At 48.0% G+C, this 25893-nt stretch carries 19 protein-coding genes; 13 read left to right on the top strand and 6 right to left on the bottom strand.

Annotated features, from left to right (window positions below; all coding sequences use genetic code 11):
• Positions 1-167: 167 nt before the first annotated feature.
• The 4 genes from OXH00_01020 (at position 168) to OXH00_01005 (ending at position 8888) form a co-directional block, all read left to right on the top strand.
• A complete protein-coding gene (locus OXH00_01020) occupies positions 168-1580 on the top strand; it encodes a tetratricopeptide repeat protein (GenBank protein ID MCY3739579.1) in 1413 nt (470 codons plus the stop codon).
• Between the two features lie 109 nt (positions 1581-1689).
• Positions 1690-2601 carry a trypsin-like peptidase domain-containing protein gene (locus OXH00_01015; GenBank protein MCY3739578.1) on the top strand — a complete coding sequence of 304 codons (912 nt, stop codon included), beginning with the start codon at positions 1690-1692 and terminating at the stop codon, positions 2599-2601.
• Between the two features lie 31 nt (positions 2602-2632).
• Positions 2633-4807 (top strand): trypsin-like peptidase domain-containing protein, encoded by a 2175-nt coding sequence (locus tag OXH00_01010; protein MCY3739577.1) that lies wholly within the window; start codon positions 2633-2635, stop codon positions 4805-4807.
• 31 nt (positions 4808-4838) lie between these two features.
• On the top strand, positions 4839-8888 hold the full coding sequence (locus OXH00_01005) for a tetratricopeptide repeat protein (GenBank protein ID MCY3739576.1): 4050 nt from the start codon (positions 4839-4841) through the stop codon (positions 8886-8888).
• Positions 8889-9065: 177 nt separating this feature from the next.
• On the opposite strand, the gene OXH00_01000 is transcribed toward OXH00_01005, so the two are convergent.
• From OXH00_01000 to OXH00_00975, 6 genes are all read right to left on the bottom strand, one after another.
• Positions 9066-10205: a hypothetical protein gene (locus OXH00_01000; protein ID MCY3739575.1), complete on the bottom strand. Its 1140-nt coding sequence runs from the start codon at positions 10203-10205 to the stop codon at positions 9066-9068.
• A gap of 44 nt (positions 10206-10249) precedes the next feature.
• Positions 10250-11791 carry a hypothetical protein gene (locus OXH00_00995; GenBank protein MCY3739574.1) on the bottom strand — a complete coding sequence of 514 codons (1542 nt, stop codon included), beginning with the start codon at positions 11789-11791 and terminating at the stop codon, positions 10250-10252.
• Positions 11792-12004: 213 nt separating this feature from the next.
• On the bottom strand, positions 12005-13954 hold the full coding sequence (locus OXH00_00990) for a hypothetical protein (protein ID MCY3739573.1): 1950 nt from the start codon (positions 13952-13954) through the stop codon (positions 12005-12007).
• Positions 13955-14045: 91 nt separating this feature from the next.
• Positions 14046-15902 carry an ABC transporter ATP-binding protein gene (locus tag OXH00_00985; GenBank protein MCY3739572.1) on the bottom strand — a complete coding sequence of 619 codons (1857 nt, stop codon included), beginning with the start codon at positions 15900-15902 and terminating at the stop codon, positions 14046-14048.
• The gene (locus tag OXH00_00980; protein ID MCY3739571.1) at positions 15899-17641 is read right to left on the bottom strand and encodes an ABC transporter ATP-binding protein; all 1743 of its coding nucleotides are present in this window, start codon (positions 17639-17641) and stop codon (positions 15899-15901) included. The genes OXH00_00985 and OXH00_00980 overlap by 4 nt, the downstream gene beginning before the upstream one ends.
• A 142-nt stretch (positions 17642-17783) precedes the next feature.
• Complete coding sequence (locus tag OXH00_00975) at positions 17784-18542, bottom strand: LamG domain-containing protein (protein ID MCY3739570.1); 759 nt, start codon at positions 18540-18542, stop codon at positions 17784-17786.
• Between the two features lie 231 nt (positions 18543-18773).
• On the opposite strand from OXH00_00975, the gene OXH00_00970 reads away from it, so the two are divergent.
• From OXH00_00970 to OXH00_00930, 9 genes are all read left to right on the top strand, one after another.
• A complete protein-coding gene (locus tag OXH00_00970) occupies positions 18774-19667 on the top strand; it encodes a sulfotransferase (GenBank protein MCY3739569.1) in 894 nt (297 codons plus the stop codon).
• A 63-nt stretch (positions 19668-19730) separates the two neighbouring features.
• Positions 19731-20594, top strand: a complete 864-nt coding sequence (locus tag OXH00_00965; protein MCY3739568.1) for a GNAT family N-acetyltransferase — start codon at positions 19731-19733, stop codon at positions 20592-20594.
• Between the two features lie 280 nt (positions 20595-20874).
• Positions 20875-21285 (top strand): GNAT family N-acetyltransferase, encoded by a 411-nt coding sequence (locus OXH00_00960; protein MCY3739567.1) that lies wholly within the window; start codon positions 20875-20877, stop codon positions 21283-21285.
• A 19-nt stretch (positions 21286-21304) separates the two neighbouring features.
• A complete protein-coding gene (locus OXH00_00955) occupies positions 21305-21730 on the top strand; it encodes an NUDIX hydrolase (GenBank protein ID MCY3739566.1) in 426 nt (141 codons plus the stop codon).
• The gene (locus OXH00_00950) at positions 21730-22617 is read left to right on the top strand and encodes an aminoglycoside phosphotransferase family protein (protein ID MCY3739565.1); all 888 of its coding nucleotides are present in this window, start codon (positions 21730-21732) and stop codon (positions 22615-22617) included. Before OXH00_00955 ends, OXH00_00950 begins: the two co-directional genes overlap by 1 nt.
• Before the next feature lie 352 nt (positions 22618-22969).
• A complete protein-coding gene (locus tag OXH00_00945) occupies positions 22970-23230 on the top strand; it encodes a hypothetical protein (GenBank protein MCY3739564.1) in 261 nt (86 codons plus the stop codon).
• A 91-nt stretch (positions 23231-23321) separates the two neighbouring features.
• Positions 23322-24488: a hypothetical protein gene (locus tag OXH00_00940; protein MCY3739563.1), complete on the top strand. Its 1167-nt coding sequence runs from the start codon at positions 23322-23324 to the stop codon at positions 24486-24488.
• A gap of 6 nt (positions 24489-24494) precedes the next feature.
• Positions 24495-25268 carry a class I SAM-dependent methyltransferase gene (locus OXH00_00935; GenBank protein ID MCY3739562.1) on the top strand — a complete coding sequence of 258 codons (774 nt, stop codon included), beginning with the start codon at positions 24495-24497 and terminating at the stop codon, positions 25266-25268.
• Between the two features lie 18 nt (positions 25269-25286).
• Positions 25287-25730, top strand: a complete 444-nt coding sequence (locus OXH00_00930; GenBank protein MCY3739561.1) for an N-acetyltransferase — start codon at positions 25287-25289, stop codon at positions 25728-25730.
• Positions 25731-25893 lie beyond the last annotated feature (163 nt).

Genomic DNA, 25893 nt, shown 5'->3' with positions numbered 1-25893 from the left:
TCTATAGCAGCATCCTTTCCTTTACCCTTTAAGGTATCCATTGTATGAAAACGAGCAGAATATCTTTACTCAGTTTGCTAACTTTGGCGGTTCTGTTCTCATGTGCGAGGGCTCCCCAACAAAGCATTGAAATTTTTGAGAAAAGCGTTGATTTTACGGTGGTCCGTGTGGAGGGGAGATCAGGGGCTGCTACTGGCTTTTTTGTGGCACCCGACAAAATCGCAACGAACATCCACGTCGTCGCACACCCCGGACCCGTTTTCGTAAAATCCGCTGAGAAAAAGAGAATCTGGACTGTAGAAGGTGTCACGGCGTTTGATGTCAAAAATGATCTCGTTCTCTTAAAAATTGCGGGTGGAGGCATGCCTTCTCTCCTTGGCGACAGCGATGCTGTTATGGTTGGGGATACAGTTATTGTCACAGGCTACCCCGGTGGAAAGTACAAGGTCACAAAGGGCGTCGTCCATCGTGTACGCAACAGCGATAAATGGCTACAGATGGAAATTCCACTTTCTGGCGGCAGCAGCGGCAGTCCTGTACGAAACAGTGAAGGCCAAATTATAGGAGTTGTTTCTGCCGTAGAAGATCCTTACAGTTATGTTATCCCATCAAATACGCTACAAACATTGCTTGACCGATCGGAACCTGTGGAGTCTTTGACACAGTGGCGTAAACGAGAGCCTATTCGTGCCTATATATACGCTGTTCGAGGGCAACGTAAATACAACGCTAATCACTATAATGAAGCCATAATGGATTTCAATAAAGCTATCAAACTGTACCCTCAGAAGGCGGATGCCTACTACAATCGCGGGCTTGCGAAATTCACGCTTGGAGACCTTGAATTCGTCCAAGGAAATCTTGAGGCAGCTTGGCGGTTGTATGAAGCCGGAATTGAAGACAGCACGCAAGCCATCAAACTTACCCCTGAAGATGTCTATGCATACCACAATCGTGCAGGTGGAAAGTTCCGACTCGGTCAATCCACGGCAAATCAAGGAAATATAGCGGAGGGACAACGGTACTATCGCGGGGCGATCCAAGATTGGACGCAAGTTATCAAACTCAATCCAGAACTTGCCGATCCGTATAACAATCTCGGAATAGCAAAGGCGATCCTTGGTGAATCTAAAGACAGTCAGGGCGACATCGCAGGGGCACAGGAATTATATGCTGCGGCGATTGTGGACTGCACCCAAGCAATACGGTTAAACCCAGCGTATGCCGAGCCATATATCAATCGTGGCTATGCACAGTTCCGCCTCGGTAAGACGAAAGCAGATCATCAAGACTTGGCGGGTGCGCAAGAATTGTATGCAGCCGCTGTTCAAGACTTTACCGAAGCAATACAATTGGACCCAGAGAGTGCATACGCCTATGGGAATCGCGGTGTTGCCAAAGCTGCGCTTGGTAACGCTGAAGAGGCGATACAAGACTTTGATGCAGCCATCCGAATTAACCCCGAATATACCGAAATCTACTACGACCGCGGACGCGCAAAAGAAGTTCTCGGGGAAAAGAAAGCCGCACAAGCAGATTTTGAGAAGGCGAAAGCACTCAATCCAGATGTCGGACAGTAACTCCGGGGAATAAAATTAGAGGTATCCATTCATGAAACGGAACAGCATATCTTTACTGGTTTTACTGACGTTAAGTTTTCTTTTCTCTGGTGCGCGGACCCCCAGTAACTTGTTTCCAAAAAAAAACGAAGCACCAATAGTAAGCGTAACGTCTGAAAAATTAAAGGGTTCTGTCGTACGTATAGTCGGTTTGCTCGGTACTAAGGTCCAAAGTGGTAGCGGTTTCTTCGTTGCGCGTGACAAGATTGCCACGAACATCCATGTTGTCGCACACCCCGGACCTATTTTCGCAAAACTTGTTAACAAAGAGACAGTTTGGGCGGTAGAAGGTGTGACAGCGTATGATGTGAGAAACGATCTCGTCGTCCTAAAAATAACCGGTGAAGGCACGCCACTACCGCTTGGCGATAGTGATGCAGTTAGACGTGGTGAGACTATTTCTGTTGTGGGTTTTCCGAGGGGAGGAACGTACAAAGTTTTGACTGGAACTGTCCTAAACACTCGGAATAGCGATAAACGGATTCGGACCACAGCCGATACTGTTGTAGGGAATAGCGGAGGCCCTTTACTAAACAGTAAAGGACAGGTTATCGGGATTCATGTTGCCAGAGATGAGGCTATCCCTTCAAACGCACTCAAAGCATTGCTCTCGCAATCTACACAAGTGGAACCTATAGAACAGTGGCACAAGCGGGAACTTATCCGTGCCTATGCTTACTTCATGTTAGGAAAAACGAAATTCACTGCTAAGGACTATAACAACGGGATGATTGATTTGGATAAAGCGATACAGTTGAACTCTGAGTTTGTTTATGCTTATTATGCACGTGGGGTTGCGAAGTCTGAACTTGGTGACCATAAAGGGGCGATCGCTGATTACGATAGATACATTGAACTAAACTCTGGAGATGCTGAAGCCTATTATCGACGTGGACAAGCGAAAAAGGCACTTGGACAACACGACGCAGCGCAGATAGATTTTCAAAAGGCTAAGGCGTTAGATCCGAATGTTGGAGAGTAACTGTGAACACTAATGTTGGAGGTAACAATTGATGAGACAAAACGGCAAATTTTTATTCGTTTTTTTAATATTAAGTTTTTTCATCTCTTGTGCACAGGCACCGCAGCAGCTGGTTTCCGAGAAACCCGCCGCGCCGACTGTGGACTTAACGTCCGAAAAAATCAGAGATTCTATTGTATTGATTGAGAGTGAAAACGCATCCGGTACGGGTTTCTTCGTTGCACCAGATAAGATTGCGACGAACATTCATGTCGTCGCCCACCCTGGTCCTGTTTCTGTAAAATCTCCGGGCAAAGAGCAAAATTGGGCGATAGAAGGTGTTGTTGGATTTGATGCCAAAAATAGTCTCGTCTTCCTAAAAGTTATCAGTGAAGGCACGCCGCTGCCCTTAGCGGATAGTGATGCGGTTCAAGGCGGTGAAACTGTCTCTATCGTCGGGTATCCCAACGGCACATACAAAGTCACAAAAGCAAATATACTATATAAGATTCGGAATAGCAATGAGTGGCTTCCAATGAGAGCCACCACTGCTCAAGAAAGCAGTGGTGGTCCGGTGCTAAACTCGGAGAAACGCGTTATCGGTGTTACCGTCCGATACGGCAACGACTCCTACGGTTATGCGATTCCTTCAAATACGATCAAGGGGCTGCTTGCCCAGTCTATGCCTGTGGAGCCTTTAGAAGCGTGGCAGCAGCGGAGACCTGTCCGTGCCGAGGCACACTACACTTTCGGTGAACGGAAATTCGCTGTCAAAGATTATGCCGGTGCGATCCTTGACTTTGATAAAGCGATTGAACTCAACCCTACGTATGTCCGTGCCTACTACGAGCGCGGAAAAGTTCAAAGTCACCTCGGAGACATCGAATCCGCGCGGGGTGATGTAGAGAAAGCCCAGCGGTTGTATCACCAAGGCATCACTAACTTTGATAAATACCTCCAACTGAAGAACAATCTAGAGGAGGCTAATGGTCAGACAGCGGACTCGAAAGTCACAAAAACTGGAGAGTCTATAGTGCTCGTAATGGGTTGGGCTGGCACCTTAAACAGCTTCTTCGGTGGTAGCGGTTTCTTTGTGGACGAAGACAAGATTGCAACGAATATCCACAATGTTGCCCGGTCCGTATCTGTTTTTGCCAAACTCAGTGACAAAAAGACAATCTGTGTAATTGAGGGTGTCACGGCGTATGATGTGAAAAACGATCTCGTCGTCGTAAAAATCGCAGGTGAAGGCACGCCGCTGCCCTTAGCGGATAGCGATACGGTTCAAATCGGTGAACGAGTCACTGCTATGGGATACCCTAACATAAAATACAAAGTCACGCAAGGAACGATACAGAGTATTCGGAATACCGATAAATGGCTCCGCATGAAAGTGGATACTGCTGGCGGTAGCAGCGGGGGGCCTGCGCTAAATAGGAGTGGACATGTCATAGGAATTCATGCTTGGCGCGGTGAGCGTTACGGTTACGCTATCCCCTCAAATGTGCTGAAGGTGTTACTCGCTGAGGCGCAACCAACGGAGCCTTTGGCAGAGTGGCGAAAGCGAGACCCTATCCGTGCTTATGCCTACCACGTTCAGGGAAAAGTTAAATACGATGCGGGGCACTATCAGGAGGCGATAGCTGCTTTTGATAAAGCCGTTCAGTTAAATCCTGAGACTCTCTATACCTACTACAAACGCGGGGAAGCAAAGGCTGCCTTGGGTGAACACGAAGCGGCAATAACCGATTTTGATAAGGCAATCCAACTTAACCCAGAATGTGCTGCTGAGGCCTCCGACGCGCGTAAGCGTGCGGTAAAAGCTCTTAAGGAAAAAGAAGCCGCAAAAAAAGCACGCAATCCGCGGAATCTCCCTGATTATATCGCTCGTGCGAAGCAGCGGTTCAGTCTTGGCGAATTCCAAGCCGCTCGGGGGAATGCGGAGAAGGCACAAGAACTCTTGGCAACAGCAGTTGAGGACTGGACACACGTCATTAAGTCCGCTCCGGGGGATGCCGAAGCCTATTGGGGTCGGGGCCTCGCAAAACTGGCTCTCGGTGACGCGGAAGGCGCAATCACCGACTTTGATAGAGTCGTTGAAATAAACCCAGAGTCCGCCGAAGCCTTTTACAGTCGCGGACGGGCAAAGCAGACACTTGGACAGAAAGAGGCAGCACAAGCCGATTTTCAAAAGGCTAAGGAGCTAGATCCAGATGTCGGACAGTAACTCCGGGCAATAAGATTAGAGGTATCCATTCATGAAACGAAACACCAAATTTTTATTTCTTTTTTTGGTCTTAAGTTTTTTCATCTCTTGTGCACAGGCACCGCAGCAGGTGGTTTCCGAGAAACCCGTCGCACCGACTGCGGACTTAACGTCCGAAAAAATCAGAGATTCTATTGTATTGATTGAGAGTGAAAACGCATCTGGAACAGGATTCTTCATTGCACCGGACATGGTTGCGACGAGCACTCACGTCGTCGCTCACATTGGTTCTGTTTCCGTAAAATCTCCCGACAAAGAGAAAGATTGGACGATAGAAGGTGTTGTTGGATTTGATGCGAAAAACAGCCTTGTTATTCTAAAACTTGGAAATAAAGGCAAGCCACTGCCTTTGGCGGATAGGGTTCAAATTGGTGAGTCTGTTTCTATCTCCGGTTATCCTAATGGAGCATTCAAGGTTTCGGAAAGTCGTATACAAAGCATCCTAAAAAATGATAGGTGGCTCAGGTTAAATACAACAACTGCTAAAAAAACTAATGGCAGTCCAGTGTTTAACAATAAGGGTCAAGTCATCGGGGTTATTGTGCCGTATGGTGATTACACAATTTCTTCAAGCGTGCTTGCGGCGTTACTTGCTGAGCCTATACCAATGGAACCTTTGACGGAATGGCAGCAACGAGAACAGATTCGCGCTGCGGCGTACTACGGTTTAGGGAAAGAAAAATTCGGTGCCAAAGATTATGCGGGCGCGCTCGTTGACTTTGATAAAGCGATTGCGTTTAACCCCGCGTATGTCCGTGCCTACTACGAGCGCGGAAGAACTCAAGATCATCTTGGGAACTATGACAGCGCGATTGCTTCCTGTACGCGAGTTATTAAAATAGATCCGGATGCCCCTGATGCTTACTTCCTCCGTGGGAGCGTGAAGGCACACCTTGGTGACTATACTGATGCAATTGTTGATCTTGATAAAGCCATTGAACTTGACGCTCAGTATGCCGATGCTTATAGCAATCGAGGTGGTATAAAATGTAGATTGGGAGAGTCTGAATCTGCACGCGGGAATGCTGAGAAAGCACAGCGTTTATATGAAGCGGCGATAGCCGATTGCGATAAAGCGATCCAGGTGGATCCAGAGTATGCCCATACCTATAATTTTCGCGGTGCCGCCAAGGCATCTCTTGACGACTTTGAAGGGGCAATACTTGATTTCAATAGGGCGATCCAGATTGAGGCAGAGGATGCGACTATCTACAACAATCGTGGAACCGCAAAATTCAAGTTTGGCGAATCCGAGAACGCACGTGGGAATACTAAAGAAGCGGAGCGTTTGTATAAAACAGCGATTGAAGATTTTACGCAAGCCATCAACGTAAATCCAGAGGATGTTGGTTTCTATCGTAATCGTGGTGGCGTGAGGTTGGCCCTTGGTAAATTAGAATCGGACCACGGCAATCCTGAGAAAACAGAAGCGTTATATGAATCGGCGATTGAAGATTTTACGCAAGTCATCAAGGTAAATCCAGAGGATGACTCCGCCTACAATGATCGGGGATTGATGAAGTTCAGGCTTGGCGAATCCGAAGCTGCCCGCGAGAATGCCAAAGAAGCACAGTATTTGTATGAATCGGCGATTGAAGACTATATACACGCTATCACGATTGATCCAGAGGGTGCTAATACTTACAACAATCGAGGACTGGCGAAGTCTGCCTTTGGTAAATTAGAATCCTCCCGCGGAAATACGGAGAGAACAGAAGCGTTATATGAATCGGCGATTTCGGACTATAGACAAGCTATTGAGATTAATCCAAAATATACTGAGGCTTATGAGAATCAGGCAACAGTAAAATGTAAACTTGGCGATATTGAGTCCGCACGCGGTGATGCTGGGAAAGCGCAGGGGTGGTATCACGACGGCATCACTGATTACGATGAATACATCCAACTAAGCAATCCGGAGGATGTTAACGAGTCAGCAGCGGATTTAACATCCGAAAAAGCCAAGGATTCTACAGTCCGTGTGATGAGTTGGGCTGGTGGCTTTTATAGTGGTAGCGGCTTCTTTGTGAAGGAAGACAAGGTGGCAACCAATGTCCATGTTGTAGCCCAACCCGGTCCTGTTTTCGTCAAACTTAGAGGTAAAACGAAAATCTTGGCTGTTGAGGGAGTCACTGCTTTTGATGCGGAAAATGATCTCGTCATCCTAAAGATTGCGGGTGAAGGCATCCCGCTATCTCTCGGTGACAGTGAAACTATTCAAAGCGGTGAACCTGTTGTTGCGGTGGGATACCCTGACAAAAGATACAGAGTCATCAAAGGAACGATATGTAGTACTTCCAATGGTGATGAATGGCTCCGGATGACCCCTTATATTGGTAGTGGCGGTAGTGGGAGCCCTGTGCTAAGTAGTAGTGGTGGACAAGTCGTAGGGATTAATGCTGCTGGAAATGAGCATTACGGTTACGCTATCCCCTCAAGTATACTCAAGGCATTACTTGGGCAGTCGGAGGCAACAGAACCTTTAGCGAAATGGCAGCAGCGAGAACTTATCCGTGCGTATGCATTATTCGTTCAGGGACAGATGAAATATAATGCGAATGACTACCATGAAGCGATAGCCAATTTTGATAAAGGCATAAAAATAAACGCTCAATTTTTTTATCCTTACTACAAACGCGGAGACGCTCAATTTGCCCTTGGCAACTATGAAGCAGCGATAGCCGATTATGATAAAGCCGTAAAAATAAATGATGGAATTTTCAATATTTATTTCGATCTCGGATTAGCGAAGTCCAAACTTGGCAATAACGAAGCGGCGATAGTTGATTATGATAAAGCTATCAAGATTGATCCAGAACATACTGATGCCTACAACAATCGCGGGGTTTTATATGATGACCTTGGTGATTTGGAATCTGCCCGTGGCAATACGGAGAAGGCACAAACGTTCTATAAAGCGGCGATAGCCGACTACGATAAGGTTATCCAACTGGCCCCAAAGTCTACTGGTGTCTACAACAGTCGCGGGGTTTTATATGACGACCTTGGTGATTTGGAATCTGCCCGTGGCAATACGGAGAAGGCAGAAGCGTTCTATGAGGCGGCGATAGCCGACTATGATAAAGCTATCCAGATAGATCCAGAGTCTATTGATGTTTACAACAATCGCGGTGTGTCACACTATAGTCTTGGTGATTTGGAATCTGCCCGTGGCAATACGGAGAAGGCAGAAGCGTTCTATAAAGCGGCGATAGTTGACTATGATAAGGTTATCCAGATAGATCCAGAGTCTACTGGTGTCTACAACAATCGCGGGGTTTTATATGACGGCCTCGGTGATTTGGAATCTGCCCGTGGCAATACGGAGAAAGCAGAAGCGTTTTATGAGACGGCGATAGCTGACTATGATGAGGCTATCCAACTCGCCCCGGAGCATGCCAATGCCTATAATAATCGCGGTGTGGCACACTACAATCTTGGTGGTTTGGAATTTGCCCGTGGCAATACGGAGAAGGCAGAAGCGTTTTATGAAACGGCGATAGCCGACTACGATAAGGTTATCCAGATAGATCCAAAGTATGCCAGTGTCTACAACAATCGCGGGGTTTTATATGATGACCTTGGTGATTTGGAATCTGCCCGTGGCAATACGGAGAAGGCACAAACGTTCTATAAAGCCGCAAAAACTGACTTTGAAAAAGCGAAAGTGCTCAACCCGGAAAATCTCCCTGATTACATCACTCGTGCGAAGCAGCGGTTCAGCCTTGGCGAATTTCAGGCCGCTCGGGGGAATGCGGAAAAGGCACAAGATCTCTTGGCAGAGGCAATTGAGGACTGGACACACGTCATCAAGCTCGCTCCAGGGGATGCCGAGGCTTATAGCGGTCGGGGCCTCGCAAAGTTGGCTCTCGGTGACGTGGAAGGCGCAATCACAGATTTTGATAAAGCCATTGAGATAAACCCAGAGTCTGCAGAAACTTACTACGATCGCGGGCGTGCGAAAGAGGCACTTGGGCAGAAGGAAGCCGCAAAAGCAGATTTTGAGAAGGCTAAGGAACTGGATCCAGATGTCGGACAGTAACTCTGGAGAATAAAATTAGAGGTATCCATTATGGCTTTGTATCCAAACGCCCAATGGTACAAGGAAAATGGGCTTTTGGAGTAAAGACGGGTAAAGTGGAACGTCTTGCCTACGGAAACACCGGACCCGAAATCTTCCGGTTTCTACCGTGAGGTGGGACCTCCCAATAAGGTAATCTTATTCGTTACGACTCTGTGAGTGCATATCGAGGGGATTATCTGCCTCAAATACACGCTGTGCCGCAGTGGGTAGTTTTCCTTGGTCCGCGGCCTGTTCCACCCAATGGGTCGGAATCCCATTTGTCCATTTGGCTGGCTCTGCTTCTGGGTCAGGCGTTCGATACGCCATAAGCAGTCCCCACCGGGTCGGCATCCTTGGCTTCCGATAGCCAACATAATGCGGCATATGATGGACAAACGAAACCATGCTTCCAGGCGGTAGTGAGAGATGTACGATTTCCAACGGCTTCCCTGTGAAGGCGTGGACTTTGCCTTTCAGCCAGCCCGCTTTCATGGCAGCGTCATCATCGGGTCGTTCCGTGCTCCATTTGTACGGAATCCGATAGAGATGTGCACCGGGGATAATCGCAAGTTCGCCGCCATCCTTGATAATTGCCCCTTCTGGATAGCACAACGTCCGAATACACTGCCGTTGTAGGAAATCAGTGGTAAGGGCGTGTCCAGTCCCAATCGGGTCCTCAACTTCGTATTGTCCCTCCCGATACTGGTGTGCATGCCACCGGCGTCCTTTTGAACCCGGTGCCCGGTTGAGCATGAAGCAGTGATCGAGTATAAATCGGTCTCCGAAAAGTTTCCTGAAGAGTGCCATCATCTGCGGATGAGCGGATGTCACGTCCATTATAAAGTCGTCGTATCCGGCAGGAAAGTATTCCGGCATGACACCTTGTGACTTGAACCCATGTGTGACCAACGCGTTGCCCGGTCCGAACAGTCCCTGGGTATGCATATATTGACGCAACTCAGCGGTTCTGAGGAAACTGGGCATTTGCTCTGAACCCCCGCAGCACGCCGCCAAAAACGTCGGTGCAATTTGTTCTGGCAAAGGCTGCGGAAACCCCCGCGCCTCAAAGTCGATAGCACGCCACTCCGTATCCATGAGGATCGCATCGTTCATCTGTTGTAACTTCTGTAAGCTGGTTGTCCACTGCTTACGGGCAGCATCCGTGAGTATCCCTTCCCACACCCAATATCCATCGCGCTCAAACGCAGTCCGGTCAAACGCTTCAAGTATTTCCAGCTTCAACAAGTTGTCCACACGATTTTCCGGGGAGCCGTCGTGTGTCGATAAGGTATCCATTTAGTTCTCCTTTGGCGAGGAAGTTCAAGCTATTTAATTCGGTATCAGGAGTTTATCCCTACTCGGAAAGCATATAGTTTGGCACGGTTCAGCACAAAACGGAGTCGTAGCGGCTGTGTAGCATTTGCCACCGTAGTTGATTTCCATCGCACCGCGTGTCGGATATTATCACTTGTCAACGGAACGCAGTCATCAACCGAAAATCCGGGTTGAACCTGTCCTTCAGCCGTTAGCACTTCAACTTTGACCTGGCCTCCGCTCGCATCGGCATTAATTTCAAATCCGCCGTCCGGAATCTGTAACGGGACGGTTTCAACGATACCATCATCTGCATCTGCATCAAGCGAGACGAAGCCGTCTAATCGCCACTTCGCAAGTCCGATCTCCTTGTGCCGATCCTTCATCTGCGCCCCGTGGGTGTGTTCTGTCCCTGTATAGTACCAGTGAATTTCATCGTCGGTAATGATCGGTTCGATGGCGGTTCCCATAATCATACCGGTGTCGAATGTACCGCTTTCACCGCGCGGGATAATCGGGGTCCGAATCCCGTCTGGATAGTCCCAATTGAACCCGTCTCGGCTGCAAACAAGTTGCGCGTCAATCGGTCCATCAACAGGGATTTCATGTTCTGCCGCACCGGGTCCTGTCACATATAACACGCCGGGGATGCCGATGTAAATGTTATGATAAAGGAAGCCCGACATATTGTGGATTTCAGCGCGATCGGCACCGTATCGCTGCACACCCACTGCGTCGTCCGCATCCGCTGCACCGAACATCGGTTCGAGCGGTTTCCAAGGTCCCTCAAGACGTGGACTTTCAGTGTATGCGATCATACGCCTTGCGTCTTTATCGTTCCCACGTATCAAGGCATACGCACGGAACAGGTCTGTTTTTTTATCGTAGATGACGTTGAACGCACCTTCGTTATCCCGATCCGCAATTGGTTCAAGGTAATCTGAATCGTCCCATCGGATCCCATCGGGTGACATGAGCAAGAAGATGTTACGGTACCGTCTGCAAAAACCGATCATCTTATACCGTCTCTGTGGATCCGATTCATCATCATCACGGAAGACGCACGCACCGTGGAGGTCCCACACAATGTTGTTATTTGGGTTTCCGTTAAATTCAAACAGACCAAGATTCGGTTTCGTCCATGTCAATCCATCATCGCTCTCCGCATAGCAGGTAAGGTCACCGCGATCATTTTCAACAAATTTCCGCCCGTAAGCATCGTGGGTCTGTCCCCTATATGTTGACGGGTTTCGGTCAGGACGTGGCACGTAAAGTCCCGGAATCTCATTCGCTTCAAACCGCCAATGCGGTCCCATACGACACATGTACCACATACGGTATTTTCCGTACGCAGCATCGTATAGTGTAGTCCCGTAGAGGTGTACACGTCTGGACTGATCCGGTCCACCGTGTTCCCACAGATTGTCGGGGTCAGGTTTAAGAACAGAAACATCATGCTTTACGCACTGATGCAGTGTGCGCGTCACGCCGTGTTTGGAAGCGATCAGCGCGTCGTCAACAAACAGTTCTGTGCCAGTATCAAGTATATGAACAGTATTTAAATTCACGTTGTTTTCCTCAATTAATCGGCAGGTGCTTCCAGAGATATGTGTTTAGACGGATCAAAAGTGAAACATATTTTCAGCCTTGCCGTTTGTCTTCTTCCAATTGTGCTTTCAAGGATTCTGAACTTTCATACCATCCTTCCGAATCCTTTACTTTCGTCCGAGCGTCTTCCGCATGGCGGTGAATTCGCCTGCAGTCAGCGTAAGGTGTAGGGGTTAGTCTGCCCGTGCGAGTGTCCACAAGAATATCGTGCCGTCGCTACTCCCACTCGAGAGGGTACCACTATCCGGGCTAAACACCACGCTCCAGACTGCATCTGTATGCCCTGTGAATGTGCGTATGGGCTTGCCAGTGCTGACCTCCCATAAACGGATGGTATTGTCCCCGCTCCCACTTGCGAGCGTCTGTCCATCTGGGCTAAACGCCACGCTATAGACTGCATTCGTATGCCCTGTGAGTGTGCGGACGAGATTACCTGTGTTCACATCCCATAAACGGATAGCCGTGTCTCCACTCCCGCTTGCGATTGTTTTTCCATCTGGGCTAAACGCCACGCTCCTGACAGCCCGCGTATACCCTGTGAGTGTGCGTATGGGATGAGTATGTCCTGTGAGTGTGCGTATGAGATTACCTGTGTTCGCGTCCCATAAACGGATGGTCTTATCCCCGCTCCCGCTTGCGATTGTTTTTTCATCTGGGCTAAACGCCACGCTCCAGACCACATCCCCATGCCCTATGAGTGTACGTATGGGCTTGCCAGTGCTGACCTCCCATAAACGGATTTCCTGATAAGTCCCACTTGCGAGTGTTTGCCCATCTGGACTGAACGACACACTCTGGATCCCTGTGGAGGGAAGGCTGTGCAGAAGATTGCCAGTGCTGACCTCCCATAAACGGATACCATTCTTGCCAAAACCTCCGCTTGCGAGCGTCTGTCCATCCGGGCTAAACGCCACACTTTTGACCGCATCCGTTGTGAGTGTGCGTAGGGCGGTGCCAGTGCTGACATCCCGTAAACGGATTTCCTTATAACTCCCGCTTGCGAGTGTTTTTCCATCTGGACTGAAGGATACGCTCCAGACCACACCCCCATGCCCTGTGAGTGTGCGTATGAGATTGCCAGTATCCACATCCCATAAACGGATAGTCTTGTCCCCACTCCCGCTTGCGAGTGTTTTTCCATCTGGGCTAAACGCCATGCTCAAAACCACATCCGTATGCCCTCTGAGTATGCGTATGGGATGGTTAGTGTTGACATCCCATAAACGGATAGTATGGTCAAAATTTCCGCTTGCGAGTGTTTTTCCATAACGGATAGTCCTGTCCCTACTCCCGCTTGCGAGTGTTTTTCCATCTGGACTAAACGCCATGCTCAAAACCGCATCCGTATCCGTATACCCTATGAGTAGTGTGCGTATGGGATTGCCAGTGTTGACATCCCATAAACGGATAGTCTTGTCCCTACTCCCGCTTGCGAGTGTTTTTCCATCTGAGCTAAACGCCATGCGCCAAACCACATCCGTATGCCCTGTGAGTGTGCGTATGAGATTGCCAGTGCTGACATCCCATAGACGGATAGTCTTGTCATCACTCCCACTTGCGAGCGTCTGTCCATCAGGACTAAACGCTACGCTATAGATATAGACAGGACTCGTCGTATTGCCTATGAGTGTCCGCATGGGCTTGCCAGTGCTGACCTCCCATAAACGGACGGTTTTATCCTTACTCCCACTTGCGAGTGTTTTCCCATCCGGGCTAAACACCACACTATTGACCGGCCCCAGATGCTCTGTGAGTGTGCGTATGGGATTGCCAGTGCTGACATCCCATAAACGGAGAGTCTTGTCCCTACTTCCACTTGCGAGTGTTTTTCCATCCGGGCTAAATGCCACACTATTGACCGGCCCCAGATGCCCCGTGAGCAAATTGCGTTCTTCACCGGTTTGTGCATCATAGATCCAAATACCGATGCTGCTCGCTACCGCAAGAAGCGTGCTATCCGGGGAATACGCAATTTCACGTACCTGTCCCTTATTGAGGCGCGTTTTAGCACTTTCGGGTAAGCCGAGTTGCGTATAGGGTTCATATTCAGCAGTCGTGTCGGACACATACAAACACATTGAAGAAATCAAGAACATCAGACCCAAAAACACCTTGATTTTCATAAGAGCCTCTTTTTTATTTTATAGTAGATTTTGAAATTACTTGGACACTACTTAAAGCAAAACCTGTGAAAGTTTTATGCTCGACTCAACTTCAGTCGCTTGCCCACAACTTCCGCATCTCCTCGGAGGAAGCGAGCAGTTCATCCAGCGTTCCGACTGCTTCAACGTGACCGTCTTTCAGCACAATAATTTGATCTGCACGACGCAAGGCAGGTCGTCGATGCGAAACAACGAGGCAGGTCGCGCGTCTCGTTTCAAAGAGGCGTTCCCACAAAGTCTGTTCCGTCTCAACATCAAGTCCAGACGAGAGATCATCAAATACGAGTAATTCCGAGTCTCGGACAAACATGCGTGCCGCTGCGGTGCGCTGCATCTGTCCACCTGATAACTTGACGCCCCGCGGTCCAACAACCGTTTCAAGACCGTCTTCGAGCGTTGGTAGATCTGTCTCCATGACACCGAGTCGAATTGCCCGATTAAGGTCGTCCCAATTCCACGGCAAACCCATAAGGATGTTAGCACTCAGTTTTTCGCTGAAGAGTTTCGGTGTTTGCGGCGTATATGCACAACGGGGGGGAATAAAAAACGATTTCGGATCCTCAACGGTTTCACCATTCCAGCGAATTTCTCCCGCCTGTTTCGGTAGGACACCCAAGAGTGCTTGAACCAGCGTCGTTTTGCCTGAACCGATCTGTCCGGTAACAACGGTGAACGATCCCGCTGGGATTTTTAAATCAACATCGGCGATTCCAGATGTGTTGTCGTCATAGCGGTAAGTAAGTCCAGTAACAGTGAGTTCGTCTAACTGGTCATCCTCCGTCCGTTGTGGGGTGACGAGTGGCGGTTGTTCCTTTCGGAGATATACCGGTGTGTGTTCTACTAAGTTTTCTCTCGGCATCTCTTCAACCGTCTGTTCCATGCGGGAGAATGAGACCGCTGCGCGTGTGTGCTGTGCCATTATACTGCCGACAAGTGATCCACTTCTCGCAACTTCACCGATATATGTAGTGAACAGCGCGAGGTCGCCGACTGTGAATACGCCTGCTTTCATCTGTTCAGCAATCAGAATCAGGATCACACCGGTGGCAAGTGTATTGATATTGGAACTTATGGATTGCAAGACTTGATTAAACACGTTATCCATCACAGTCGCCTTGCGGCGCGCATCGTTGAGTTTCTGAAAATGCGCAATCACGTTCGACTCCGTCCGTGCAACCTTCACCGCTAAGATGGATTGGAACAGTTCGTTAACGAAATTTGTTGACTGTTCTGTAGTGATACGTTGCGCTGTGCGATACCTCTGAATAAATCGCCTTGAGACGTTGACAATTGTGATAATCAGGATAGCCGGGATAACCGTGATCACTGTCACTGTCGCATTAATCCGAGCCATCCAAATGATTGCCAAGATCGCGAAAATGAGATTCCCCCACAGATGGATGTACTGCTCCAGATAACTCAGAATCGCTTGAACGTCGTCACGTAACCGATTCGTTGCTTCACCGGAGGCAGTTGACACACGCTGCGGTGCCGACATGTTCATGATGGCTGTCATCAGATTTTTTCGGAGCAGCGTTGAAACAGCGTAACGCCAACGCGCCCATACGAAGGCAGACGATATGAGTACACCTCGATCACTCAGGTGGGCAACAACGAAAAGCGCGACGAATATCCACGGGTTGAGTCCTATACCCGATCCACCAGTGGCAGGATCAAGCGTCCCAAAAAGCACCTTCCCAATCAGTCTGTCAAGGAACGGCATTAGGTTGTCTAACCCTGGGAAAAGAATACTGCCGCTAATGACCGGATCAAGTGTATCAAAAAATGCCTTCCTAATCAGTCCGTCGAAGAACGGCATTAGGTCGTCTAATCCTCGAAAAAAGATAGTGCCGAGAAAAAGGAGTGGACGGTAACGAATAAGGCGGATAGACGCTCGGCCTGTTGTCATTGCGTCATCTCCTCTAACCCGGTTCTTAGCAATTGTGAGAAGACGGAATCAGGGTCTTGAACAAGCCGATTTCGCTCGCCGTGTTCCCGAATTTCACCGTCGGCGAGAACCATAATTTCATCTACCTGTTGAACCGTGCCAAGTCGATGCGCAATAATGATACTGGTACGTCCTTTGAGTAATCGCTGCACTGCGTTGTCAATACATTGCTCCGTCGCTGGATCAAGTCTTGAAGACGGTTCATCAAGGATAACAATCTTCGGATCTTTGAGGAAAACCCTCGCAAATGCCAGCAGCTGAGCCTCTCCTGCAGACAGACCAGCACCGTCAAGCAGCGTGTCAAGCCCGTTCGGCAGCGATTGATGCCATTCGGATAAACCGAGTTCTTCAATAACCGACAGGATCCGATTATCGGTGATTTCGGCATCAAAGAGCGTTAAATTCTCGCGGACTGTTGCATTGAAGAGTTGGACATCCTGTGTAACCATGCCGATCCGGTTCCGTAAATCGTCTAACCGAATCTGCTCAATTTGCTTGCCGCCGACGCGAATTTGGCCTTGGTTAATTGCATAAAACCGAAATAGGAGGCGTGTGATCGTTGTCTTACCGCTGCCTGTTCTTCCCAATAATCCGAGCGATTTCCCCGGCTGCAATTGAAATGAAACATCTTTCAGCACCGATTCGTCCTCGGTGTAACCAAATGTGACATGGTCGAATTCAATACCGAGTGCGTCTGATGCTGAAAGTGCCTCTCTTCCATCCGCGATACTTGGGGTGATGCGATAGAGTTCTTCAATCCGTTTGAATCCTGCTGTTGCCCGTTGGAGATCGTTAATCTGCCGACTGATCGTGATCAACGGACCTCGGAGCATTGCCGTGTAATGAATGACGAGATAAACCGTCCCGATTGTGAACACCCCTATCTGAAACAGATAGATGGCCATCCCCATCGTCAGCGCAACCCCCAGTGCAAAAAGCACACCGCTGATTGTTTGGAGTACTTCTCCCATCACGTGTGCTTTTACGGCTCGGCCGTATACATCCCGATTCACATCGTAGAACCGATCCATGGTATAGCCGATACCGCCGTTTGTGCGAAGGTCTTCGATACCTGTTAACCGTTCTTCGAGAAACCCGAAGAGTCTGGAATAACCCTCTCGTTCAGCCGTATAGACGGGAACAGCAATGTTCCGGGTGAGATTATAAACATAGATAGAAACCGCCACGAAACCGGCCAACGCAATACCGATGCGCCAGTCTTCGAGCGTAATCACAATCAGGATGCCTCCGAGCAGCAACAAGCTACCTAACACCTGAACGATGAACTGAGAAAAAAAGCTTGACAGTGCTGCCGTATCGCCGTCAACGCGCTCGACCATCTCACCCGGGGTATGTTCATGGTGGAAGAACATGTCGAGTTGTAGGCAGTGGTGTGCGAGGTCGCCGCGCATCCAGTTCGTTGCGCGCCACCCAATGTCTTGCCCTAAATAGGTGTTGACTAACATCAACATTTGACCAAGGAACCCGATGCCAAAAAACGCGGCACCAGCAATAATCAGGTTTCGCGTTTCGCCGCCCACTTTTGCTGTGTCGATAAAATAACGAAGTATCTGTGGGTTGAGTAGCGTCAAACCTATTCCAGTGAACATGAAGATGGCGAGAAGGGTCACCCGTATCCACTGTGGTTTAAGATACTGTGAAAGGAGGGCGGCATATTGCCTAAAAGGTACTTTTTCCAATTTTTAAATTATCAAATCTGGTCACCGTTCCACTTCGCTTCACGGTGATTCTCGATTAATTCCAATCGTCTCTGGATGATGAGAGGTCTCTTATCAAAAATCAGTTGAGCCACACAGGACAGTCTGATTTCCAATATTTCGCTTAATCTCTCTTGAGTGCTGCCCAAGTGATTGCGAGTTTCCCTTTACTCTCGACAGGCAGCCCAACAGTTGCCAGCCTTTTGAGGTCATCTGCGTTCAACGTCCGATCATAGATCATCACTTCGTCGATCAGTCCTTTAAAATATCTGGCACCGCAGCATTCATCCCATCCGAACTTTAAATTGACGACCGTCTGTTCAATATGATCGATGTCGTTTACCTCAGCATCAAGTTTGTCACTGTCTCTGTGATAAATGTAACTCGTTGCTTTAGTAGGTTCAATTGCTATTGCGACCAACGCCCATTTATTTTCTGGGATTTCTGGCGCGCCTTGCCAGTTCCAGGTCTGTGCGGAATTATTGTTCCATACGTAGGTTAGAGTATTGTTCGCAGCAACACCCATCCACCACGATGCTGGATCACTTCGACCGACGACAATTCCCGACCAATCTATCGTTTTCCAGCCGTTGATTCGGGCGATCACCGTGATTGCGGTTGTTGTCAATTCAAACGTATCATCGACAACGACGTGTCCGCCGCCACCATCAAAATCAACGGCACCGTTCACCCAACCGTCGTCAGACCATTTCGCGCCTTTTTCCAAGTTGGCATCGTTTCCATTGCCGGATTCGTCGTTTCCATTGCCATCCAGGGGCCAATAGCCAACAAGTCCTTCCGTGAGATCCGCCGCAAACGCGCCTATAGTCCAGAGGCTAATGGCGATAGTTAAAACTATAATAACGCTCAGTCTGTATTTCACTTCTTGCCTCCTTATGATGTTACATCCTGCTCTTTCAGCGGCAGGAATTAGAACGCTGTTTTTGATAGAGAAAAACACTCAAAGATGCTATACTTTAAAACACGCACAATCCGAAAAGATAACATCACCTTCACAAATCCTCATCATATAGTAAAAAACGGTTTCATGCAAGAAAAATCGTCAACTCACGTTGGTATGAGGTATCATTGACGAACACTTGAGGGCATTTGAATGATGGACCCCGAAAATCATCCGATTATCGTGCTCGGTGCTGAGCGTAGCGGGACATCTGTCGTTGCTGAGATGGTGCATAGATGGGGCGCGTATGCGGGACCTTCCGAACAGTTACATAAAGCAGATGTACATGCCCCAAGAGGGTATTGGGAATTTCTGCCCTTATGGGATTTACTTGCTGAATTAGGAGATTTTGATACTGGAGCGACTTGGTGGGACCACGATTTCCAACAGCGAATGGAGCAAAAAGCCGCTGACCCTGCATATAGAAAGAAAGCCACTAAACTGATGGCTGAAATGGACACGGGAGGTCCCTGGTTCTGGAAAGATCCAGCACTCAGCCATTTTTTGCCGTTTTGGAAACGGATATGGACCGATGCGATCTACATAATCACGGTTCGCAATCCTCTCGACACAGCAGTATCGTGGCAGAAATTTATTATGCCAGCGAATGTACCAGTCCGTATCTCCTTTGTCGCGATGAATTTGCTCCGTTGGCAGCATATAATGATGCTCATCTTGCGACACACAGAAGATGCACAGCACAAACTCTTTCTCGGTTACGAAGATATTGTGCATCAGCCACGCGCACAAGCCGAGAGGTTGACTTGTTTTCTGAATTCAAAGTTTGGAAATCAAGGCTCATCAATTCAGACGATGGTTGATGTCGTTGAACCTCAGTTATGGCGAAACAATTGTGGCATCTCTTTTGATCAAGTGCCTGAGGCAACAGCAGTGCAGAAAGCACTCTATACCTTTACAAGGCAAAAGATTGAAAATCCGTTAGAACCGTTTGACGTTTCAAAATATCCACTACCACCCGGATACCTTGAGTTTTTAAACATTCAAGAGGCATTACTGAAAGCCTATCGCAAACTTGAACACCAGTGAATACCTACAGCGCAGCTTCTGCATAGAGCAGAGTGGTGTCTCAAAAATACCAAAGGAGTCGAGATGCTGAATCCATTCAATCATATCGACGTTCGTGTAAACGATATGGGAGCAGCACTTCCATTCTACACGTCTTTTCTACGTGCGCTGTCGTTCTCTGGTCCACGCCGTCTCGTCGAAACAGACGGTCCTACTTGGGAACTTTTCCAACTATCATCAGGAAGACCACCGTCTCAGTATGTTGGCTTAACGGAGGAGCGTCTTCATCAACCAAATCTAAATCGTGTTGCTTTCCATCTATCTTCGAGGAACTGTGTTGAAAAAATCACTAAGGTCTTAGCGAAGGCGGGAGCGGAAAGCATCCAAGGACCCATGGAATGCCCAGAGTACAGTGAAGGGTATTTCGCTGTTTTCTTCAACGATCCGTCGGGGAACCGTTATGAAGTCTGCTGTCACTTGGTACGCAACGCATTGGATGGCATGCCCGATCTCGACTCGGTCTTGGCTCGTTTTGATATTCCTGTGCCCTTTTCGATTCGAGCGTGGTCACCGAACTATTTTGACGCTATGTGTGCCCTTTCGAGTACTGAAGGATGGACAACCCCTGAATTGAGACCCAAGGAGACGCTGGCTGCTTGGGAGAATTCGTGGCCCACGCTTGTTGCTGTCGATACTGACGGGAAACTGGGAGGTTTTCTACGAGCAATCACGGACACACGGATCACGACTTACTTGTGCGAACTTCTGGTCGGTCGCGAATTCCGGCGACTTGGATTGGGTAAGTTACTTGTTGATGTCTGTCAGGGTCTTGTGCCAACGACAAGACTTGACTTGTTGTCAATGGGTGAGGCGGATGACTTCTATCGAGCCATCGATTGTGCTGATTTTCAAGGTTTTAGACGACAGTCCGAAGTAGTAGATCGTTAAGCCGTTATCCCTTACGTCCGATAACACAACGGTTCTTGCTGCGGCACATTCGCCCAATCTCTTTATGGTTCCAGAAGTACGAAAACGCTATACGCAACATTGGCTTTTACTGAAAGGAAGTTATATGTCATCGGACATCAATATAGACAAGCAGTACTTAATTGAAACGATGATAGACCCTAATGCTGCACTTTTATGCAACCGCTTTGAGATTTAAAATTGAAAGACCTGTGACCAGTAATGACCTACGGTTACAGTAGGTACCAAAAGAGGTTAGACTTTGTACATTGATATTGTTCAAGCGCAAAACCATATGCCTGACCATTACAGCGGTTACCTTCAAGGCTATCGTGCTGTCCGTTTGCTGGAAGAAGATGGGACAACCCTTGGTGAACTCGTTTGGCGTGTCGCATCAGGATATAATATTGAGATTACTGAATTCGGTATCTTTGAGGAAGAGAATAAACGAAAAGGTTGGGGGACTCGGTTATTAGAGGCTGCACTTGAAGATATGCGTCAATATTTTGTGAAAATTAACCATCCTTTATGGAAGGTATATCTTTTCTGTGAGGAAAAGAACGAAGAAGGTCGAAGATTTTATGAATCACGAGGATTTCGTTTAGAAACTCTTCTGAAAGATTTCTGGGCAGATAGCAATGCAGTCATGTATAGTCAAGTTCTGAAATTTTGATCTGATTAAGGGGTTGTGAATGTCACGTGCGCAGTGCCTTGTTCATAGGCAGAAAAGAATTCTAATGGTCAAGCACCGGCACGAAGGAGAAGAGTGGTGGTGTCTTCCCGGTGGTCGTATTGAAGCGGGTGAAACACCGGAACAAGCTGCGCTGAGAGAACTTTGGGAGGAGTGTCGTGTTGAAGGCACTATAATCCGTCCGACATCTGTCGTTACCTTTGCTCCTGATGACTTGTATTATACCTACTTGATGGAAATAGGTGCGCAGGAAGTGTCCTTGGGAAACGATCCTGAACTAAAAGGGAATCAGATTCTTGTGGACATTGCGTGGATATGTCTAAACGAACTCACAGAACGGGATAGGGCGTTTCTATGGACTGCTGGCTTGTTGACAATTCCTGAATTTTTTGAGGAAATCTGTCACTTACCGGGAGTGCCGCCGTAATGAATCAAACAACTGAGATTACAGCAGAAAATGTGTGTGATTTTCTTAAAAAATTCGCTACAGATATATCTATTGAAGAGTTAAAACCTGTATCCAAACGCCACCGCGGTGGTGATAACTTTACCTTCTACTACCGCGACGATGCTATCCTCAAGGTTGCGCGCAACGCCTACCGAGCCAGGCTTCTAAAAGAAGTTAAACTCACAGAATACCTGCACGCATTATCGATGCCTTTCACTGTAGCAAAACCAATCATGGTACACGACAAGGGATTCTACGCAATGTTCTCAAGGATTGATGGTACTTCACTACCGATAGAAGCACTTGAGGGATTTACCCCCAAGGAGTTAGAAGCCTTTGGCAAATCTCTCGGTACCTCTCTCACTTTTCTGCACAGGCACAAATTTCCAGATGAGGTTTTAGACCACATCCCACGCGCTGCCGATCCTTTTGCAGTGGCAATTCGTGACACAAGACAACAACTCGCGTTTATTGCGGAAAATACCACGGAAATCTATACAAGCCGATGGAGTGAAAAGCTGGAAAACCTACAGGAGCGTTTAAACCAGAGATGGGCTGTCGTTCACACAGATCTGCAAATAAACCACCTGTTTTTTCTACAGGAAAATCTTGAACAACTCGCGATTATTGATTGGGCTGATACCGTGCTGCATGATCCAGCGATAGATCTATCTGAATTCGCTATAGAGATGTACTCGGATTTACCGCCTGATGGTATTGTTGCCAAAAGAGTTATTGATGTGGTTCTGAAGTACTATCAGACAGATGATGATGCGATTACAGAGAAGATCGAATTTGGACTTCTCATTTTTCAAATTTGGCGCGCCTACCAATGGATAAAGAACTTGATGAATCAATCCTATTGACCTGATTAGCCCCGTGTTCTGTTAAGTTCAAATTGTGGTAAACGGACCTTGTAGCATTATGCGGTTGGTTTCCTGGGCATAAGGATGCGCAACCTGACAGGGGGCACTACAGTTAATCACACGCCGCGAACCTACACTGAAAATAAAGTTGACATAGCAGTAGGCATACTTAGCAGGTTTTGGTGGTTCCCCTCCGCATCAAAATCTATGAGAAAATATTGTATCTTTTCCCCGCTCGTGATATACTCTATAAACCCAGTTTTGGGTGGTACCACCATGAAACCCTACATTGTCTTCTGCCACCCTCCCACCGTATGACAGGGGGATAAAAGGACTGGAGCAAGAAGACCAAATGGATATATTAGAAGAACTAAAAGCACGTGACGAGCGCATTGAAAAATTGGAGAGAGCACTCTTATTAGTGTTGAGTTTAAACATTGGGAATCATCTTGACAAGTCTACTAAAAATTGTTTCAGCCATGTGCAAACTTTCGCAGTAGAGCAGATGGAAACCCTTGTTGCGGAGTGTGGAAGCACGGAGGAAGTTATTGACGGTTTGCTCGCTGCCAGTGATAAACGTTTTCGTGATGAACTCGCTATATTGGGACGATAGCCCAGGAATTTAGTGTCTATTGCGCATTAAAAGGTCTATTTATTTTAGTAATTCACCATAAACATCACATCGGTTACAAAAAGGGACTTCTATGAAGATAAAAGAGATTCGCGTTGTAGAAATCGAACTAAACCCAAAACCGACAACAACGCCGCGCACACCGAGTCGATCCAGAACATATCAATTGAATCGGCCCATTACGCGTTATCCGTCATTCAACAGAAAAGAGGGGCATGTTTCCTATTCGGAATGGAAACGTCCAGCATGCATTATAACGGCAGAAGATGGGACTTGGGGCTTCGGTATCTCGCTTTACGGGGGTCCCGTAACCCGAATCATCTCAGATCACTTTGCCCCGTTTCTTGTTGGCGAAAATTGCATGGCAACCGAGAAATTGTGGGATATGATGGTGCGATTGTCAGCCGCCTTTGGCGCGACCGGCTTGACGAGTTATGCCATCAGTGCCGTTGATTGTGCTTTGTGGGACCTCAAAGGTAAAATTTTGGGGCGACCGGTTTACGAACTGCTCGGTGGTCCCCAAAAAGAAAAGATTTTCTGCTACGCCTCCGGTTTCGATCAGGAATGGTACATGGAACTCGGATTCAAAGCCACAAAACTCTTCACACCGTGGGGGCCAGAGCAAGGAAAAGAGGGCTTAGGCAAGCTTGAAGAATTGGTGGCAACGACACGGGAAGCGATTGGCGATAAGGTTGATTTAATGTTAGATGCCTGGACCGGATTTGACTTAGAGCATACCGTGCGCGTCTGTGAAACCATGAAGCCTTACGGGTTGAAGTGGATGGAAGATTACATTCCCGCCGACGATTTTGTTGGCTATGAAACGGTGCGTCAACGCATCCCTTGGCAAACGCTGGCGACGGGAGAACATTGGTATCTACCAACTGTCTTTGCGGCGGCTGCAGGACGACGATTGGTTGACATCTTCCAGCCTGATGTTTTATGGTGTGGCGGTATTACATCGGCGGCAAAAATTTGTCACATCGCAGAGGCGAATGGGATTAACGTAATTACACACGGCGGCATGAATTATCCCTACGGTCAACATCTTGCATTTGCGATGCCTGCTATCACGTGGGGGGAACGCTCTGAAGGTGTCTCTGCTCCCGGTGTACCTCTCGAAGAGATGGTCAAGTTACCCGGCACCTCGGTCATCAAAGACGGTTATGTTGTGCCGTCGGATGCCCCCGGTTTCGGTCTCGAAATTGACGAGGCGTGGATAGAAAGTGTGATGGTATAAATCGAAATGAATGATGAAATCACTATTGCCAATCGAGCACATTGGGAAGCCGAAGTATTAAGAAAGAACGGCTTTACCGTGCCGTGGCTCGACCTGGATAGAGACGATATTCTGAAATATGCTGAGGATCGCCTTGATCCGGTGCCGTATCATCTCTACCAAATTTACCCTGCGTATCTACTCAGAGATGTTGTCAACAAAGATGTGTTGTGTCTCGCGGCAGGTGGAGGACAGCAGTCAGCGGTATTCGGTCTGCTTGGTGCCCGTGTAACTGTGATTGATTTTACACAGGGTCAGCTTGACGGAGATATTACTGCTGCAGCACATTACGGCTATTCAGTCGAGACAATTTGTGCCAATATTCGCGATCTGTCCGAAATCGAAGGTGCTGCGTATGATCTCATCTATCAAGGGCCTGCTATGAGTTGGGTGCCATCCGTTCATGAAATCTATAGAGGTGTCTCAAGGATCATCCGACCCGGCGGACGGTATCGCGTGGATTTTGGTAATCCCGCCAATCATTTTTGGGAATGGGACGGTGAATATTATCGCGTCACTGAGCCGTATGCTGAGCGTGTTTCGAGGTACCCAGACGGTGCCTTCGATTTCCGGCACTACTTGAGCGATATATTCAACGGACTCTTGGACAACGGTTTTCAGATTGAGCGAGTTGAGGAACGTTCTTGGACACAGCCAGATATTGACGCTACACCCGGAAGTTGGACGCACGAAATGGCTTACAACGTGAGTTTTGCCGTTGTTGCGAAGAAAGAGATGTAGGGAAGGTGGAGGTTTACTGTGGAGGGGTTGAGTATTCGCAAGGCACGCGCAAGCGACGGCGAATTCGTTTTTGCTGTAAAGGAGGCAGCATACCGAGAATATGTAGAACAGGTATGGGGTTGGGACGATGGTTATCAACGGGAACGACACAATAGAGAATTCGCTTCGCACGATTTTCACATTATCCAGTTTCGCGGAACCGATGTCGGTTTCTTCATAACATCTTCTACTTCCGGCACGCTCGAGGTCAATCAGATCTTTATTCTTCCTGAATATCAGGGGAGAGGCCTCGGTTCCGCGTGCATGACCCGTATTATTGATAATGCCAACCTTGAGCAGAGATCTGTGGTGCTTCAAGTCCTAAAGGTCAATACCCGTGGTATATCCCTCTATCAGCGGTTGGGATTCACAATCGTTGATGAGGATTCCATATACTTCCAGATGGAAAAATTGCCTGAATAGAGCAGAAAATTGGAAATTTAGGGAATTGATATAGGAGGCCAAAAATCTAATGAATCGTGCTGTTATATTCGATCTCTATGAGACACTTATCACTGAAAATCATCCAGAGCGGCATTCCAAAGTTCCGCCGTACAAGAGGCTGGGGGTAACTCAGGACGCTTTT

Source organism: Candidatus Poribacteria bacterium, from assembly GCA_026706025.1.
In the GTDB taxonomy this organism is placed as follows: Bacteria; Poribacteria; WGA-4E; order WGA-4E; family WGA-3G; genus WGA-3G.
Note: the sequence above shows the minus strand (reverse complement) of the source record. Positions and strands in the feature narration are given on the sequence as shown.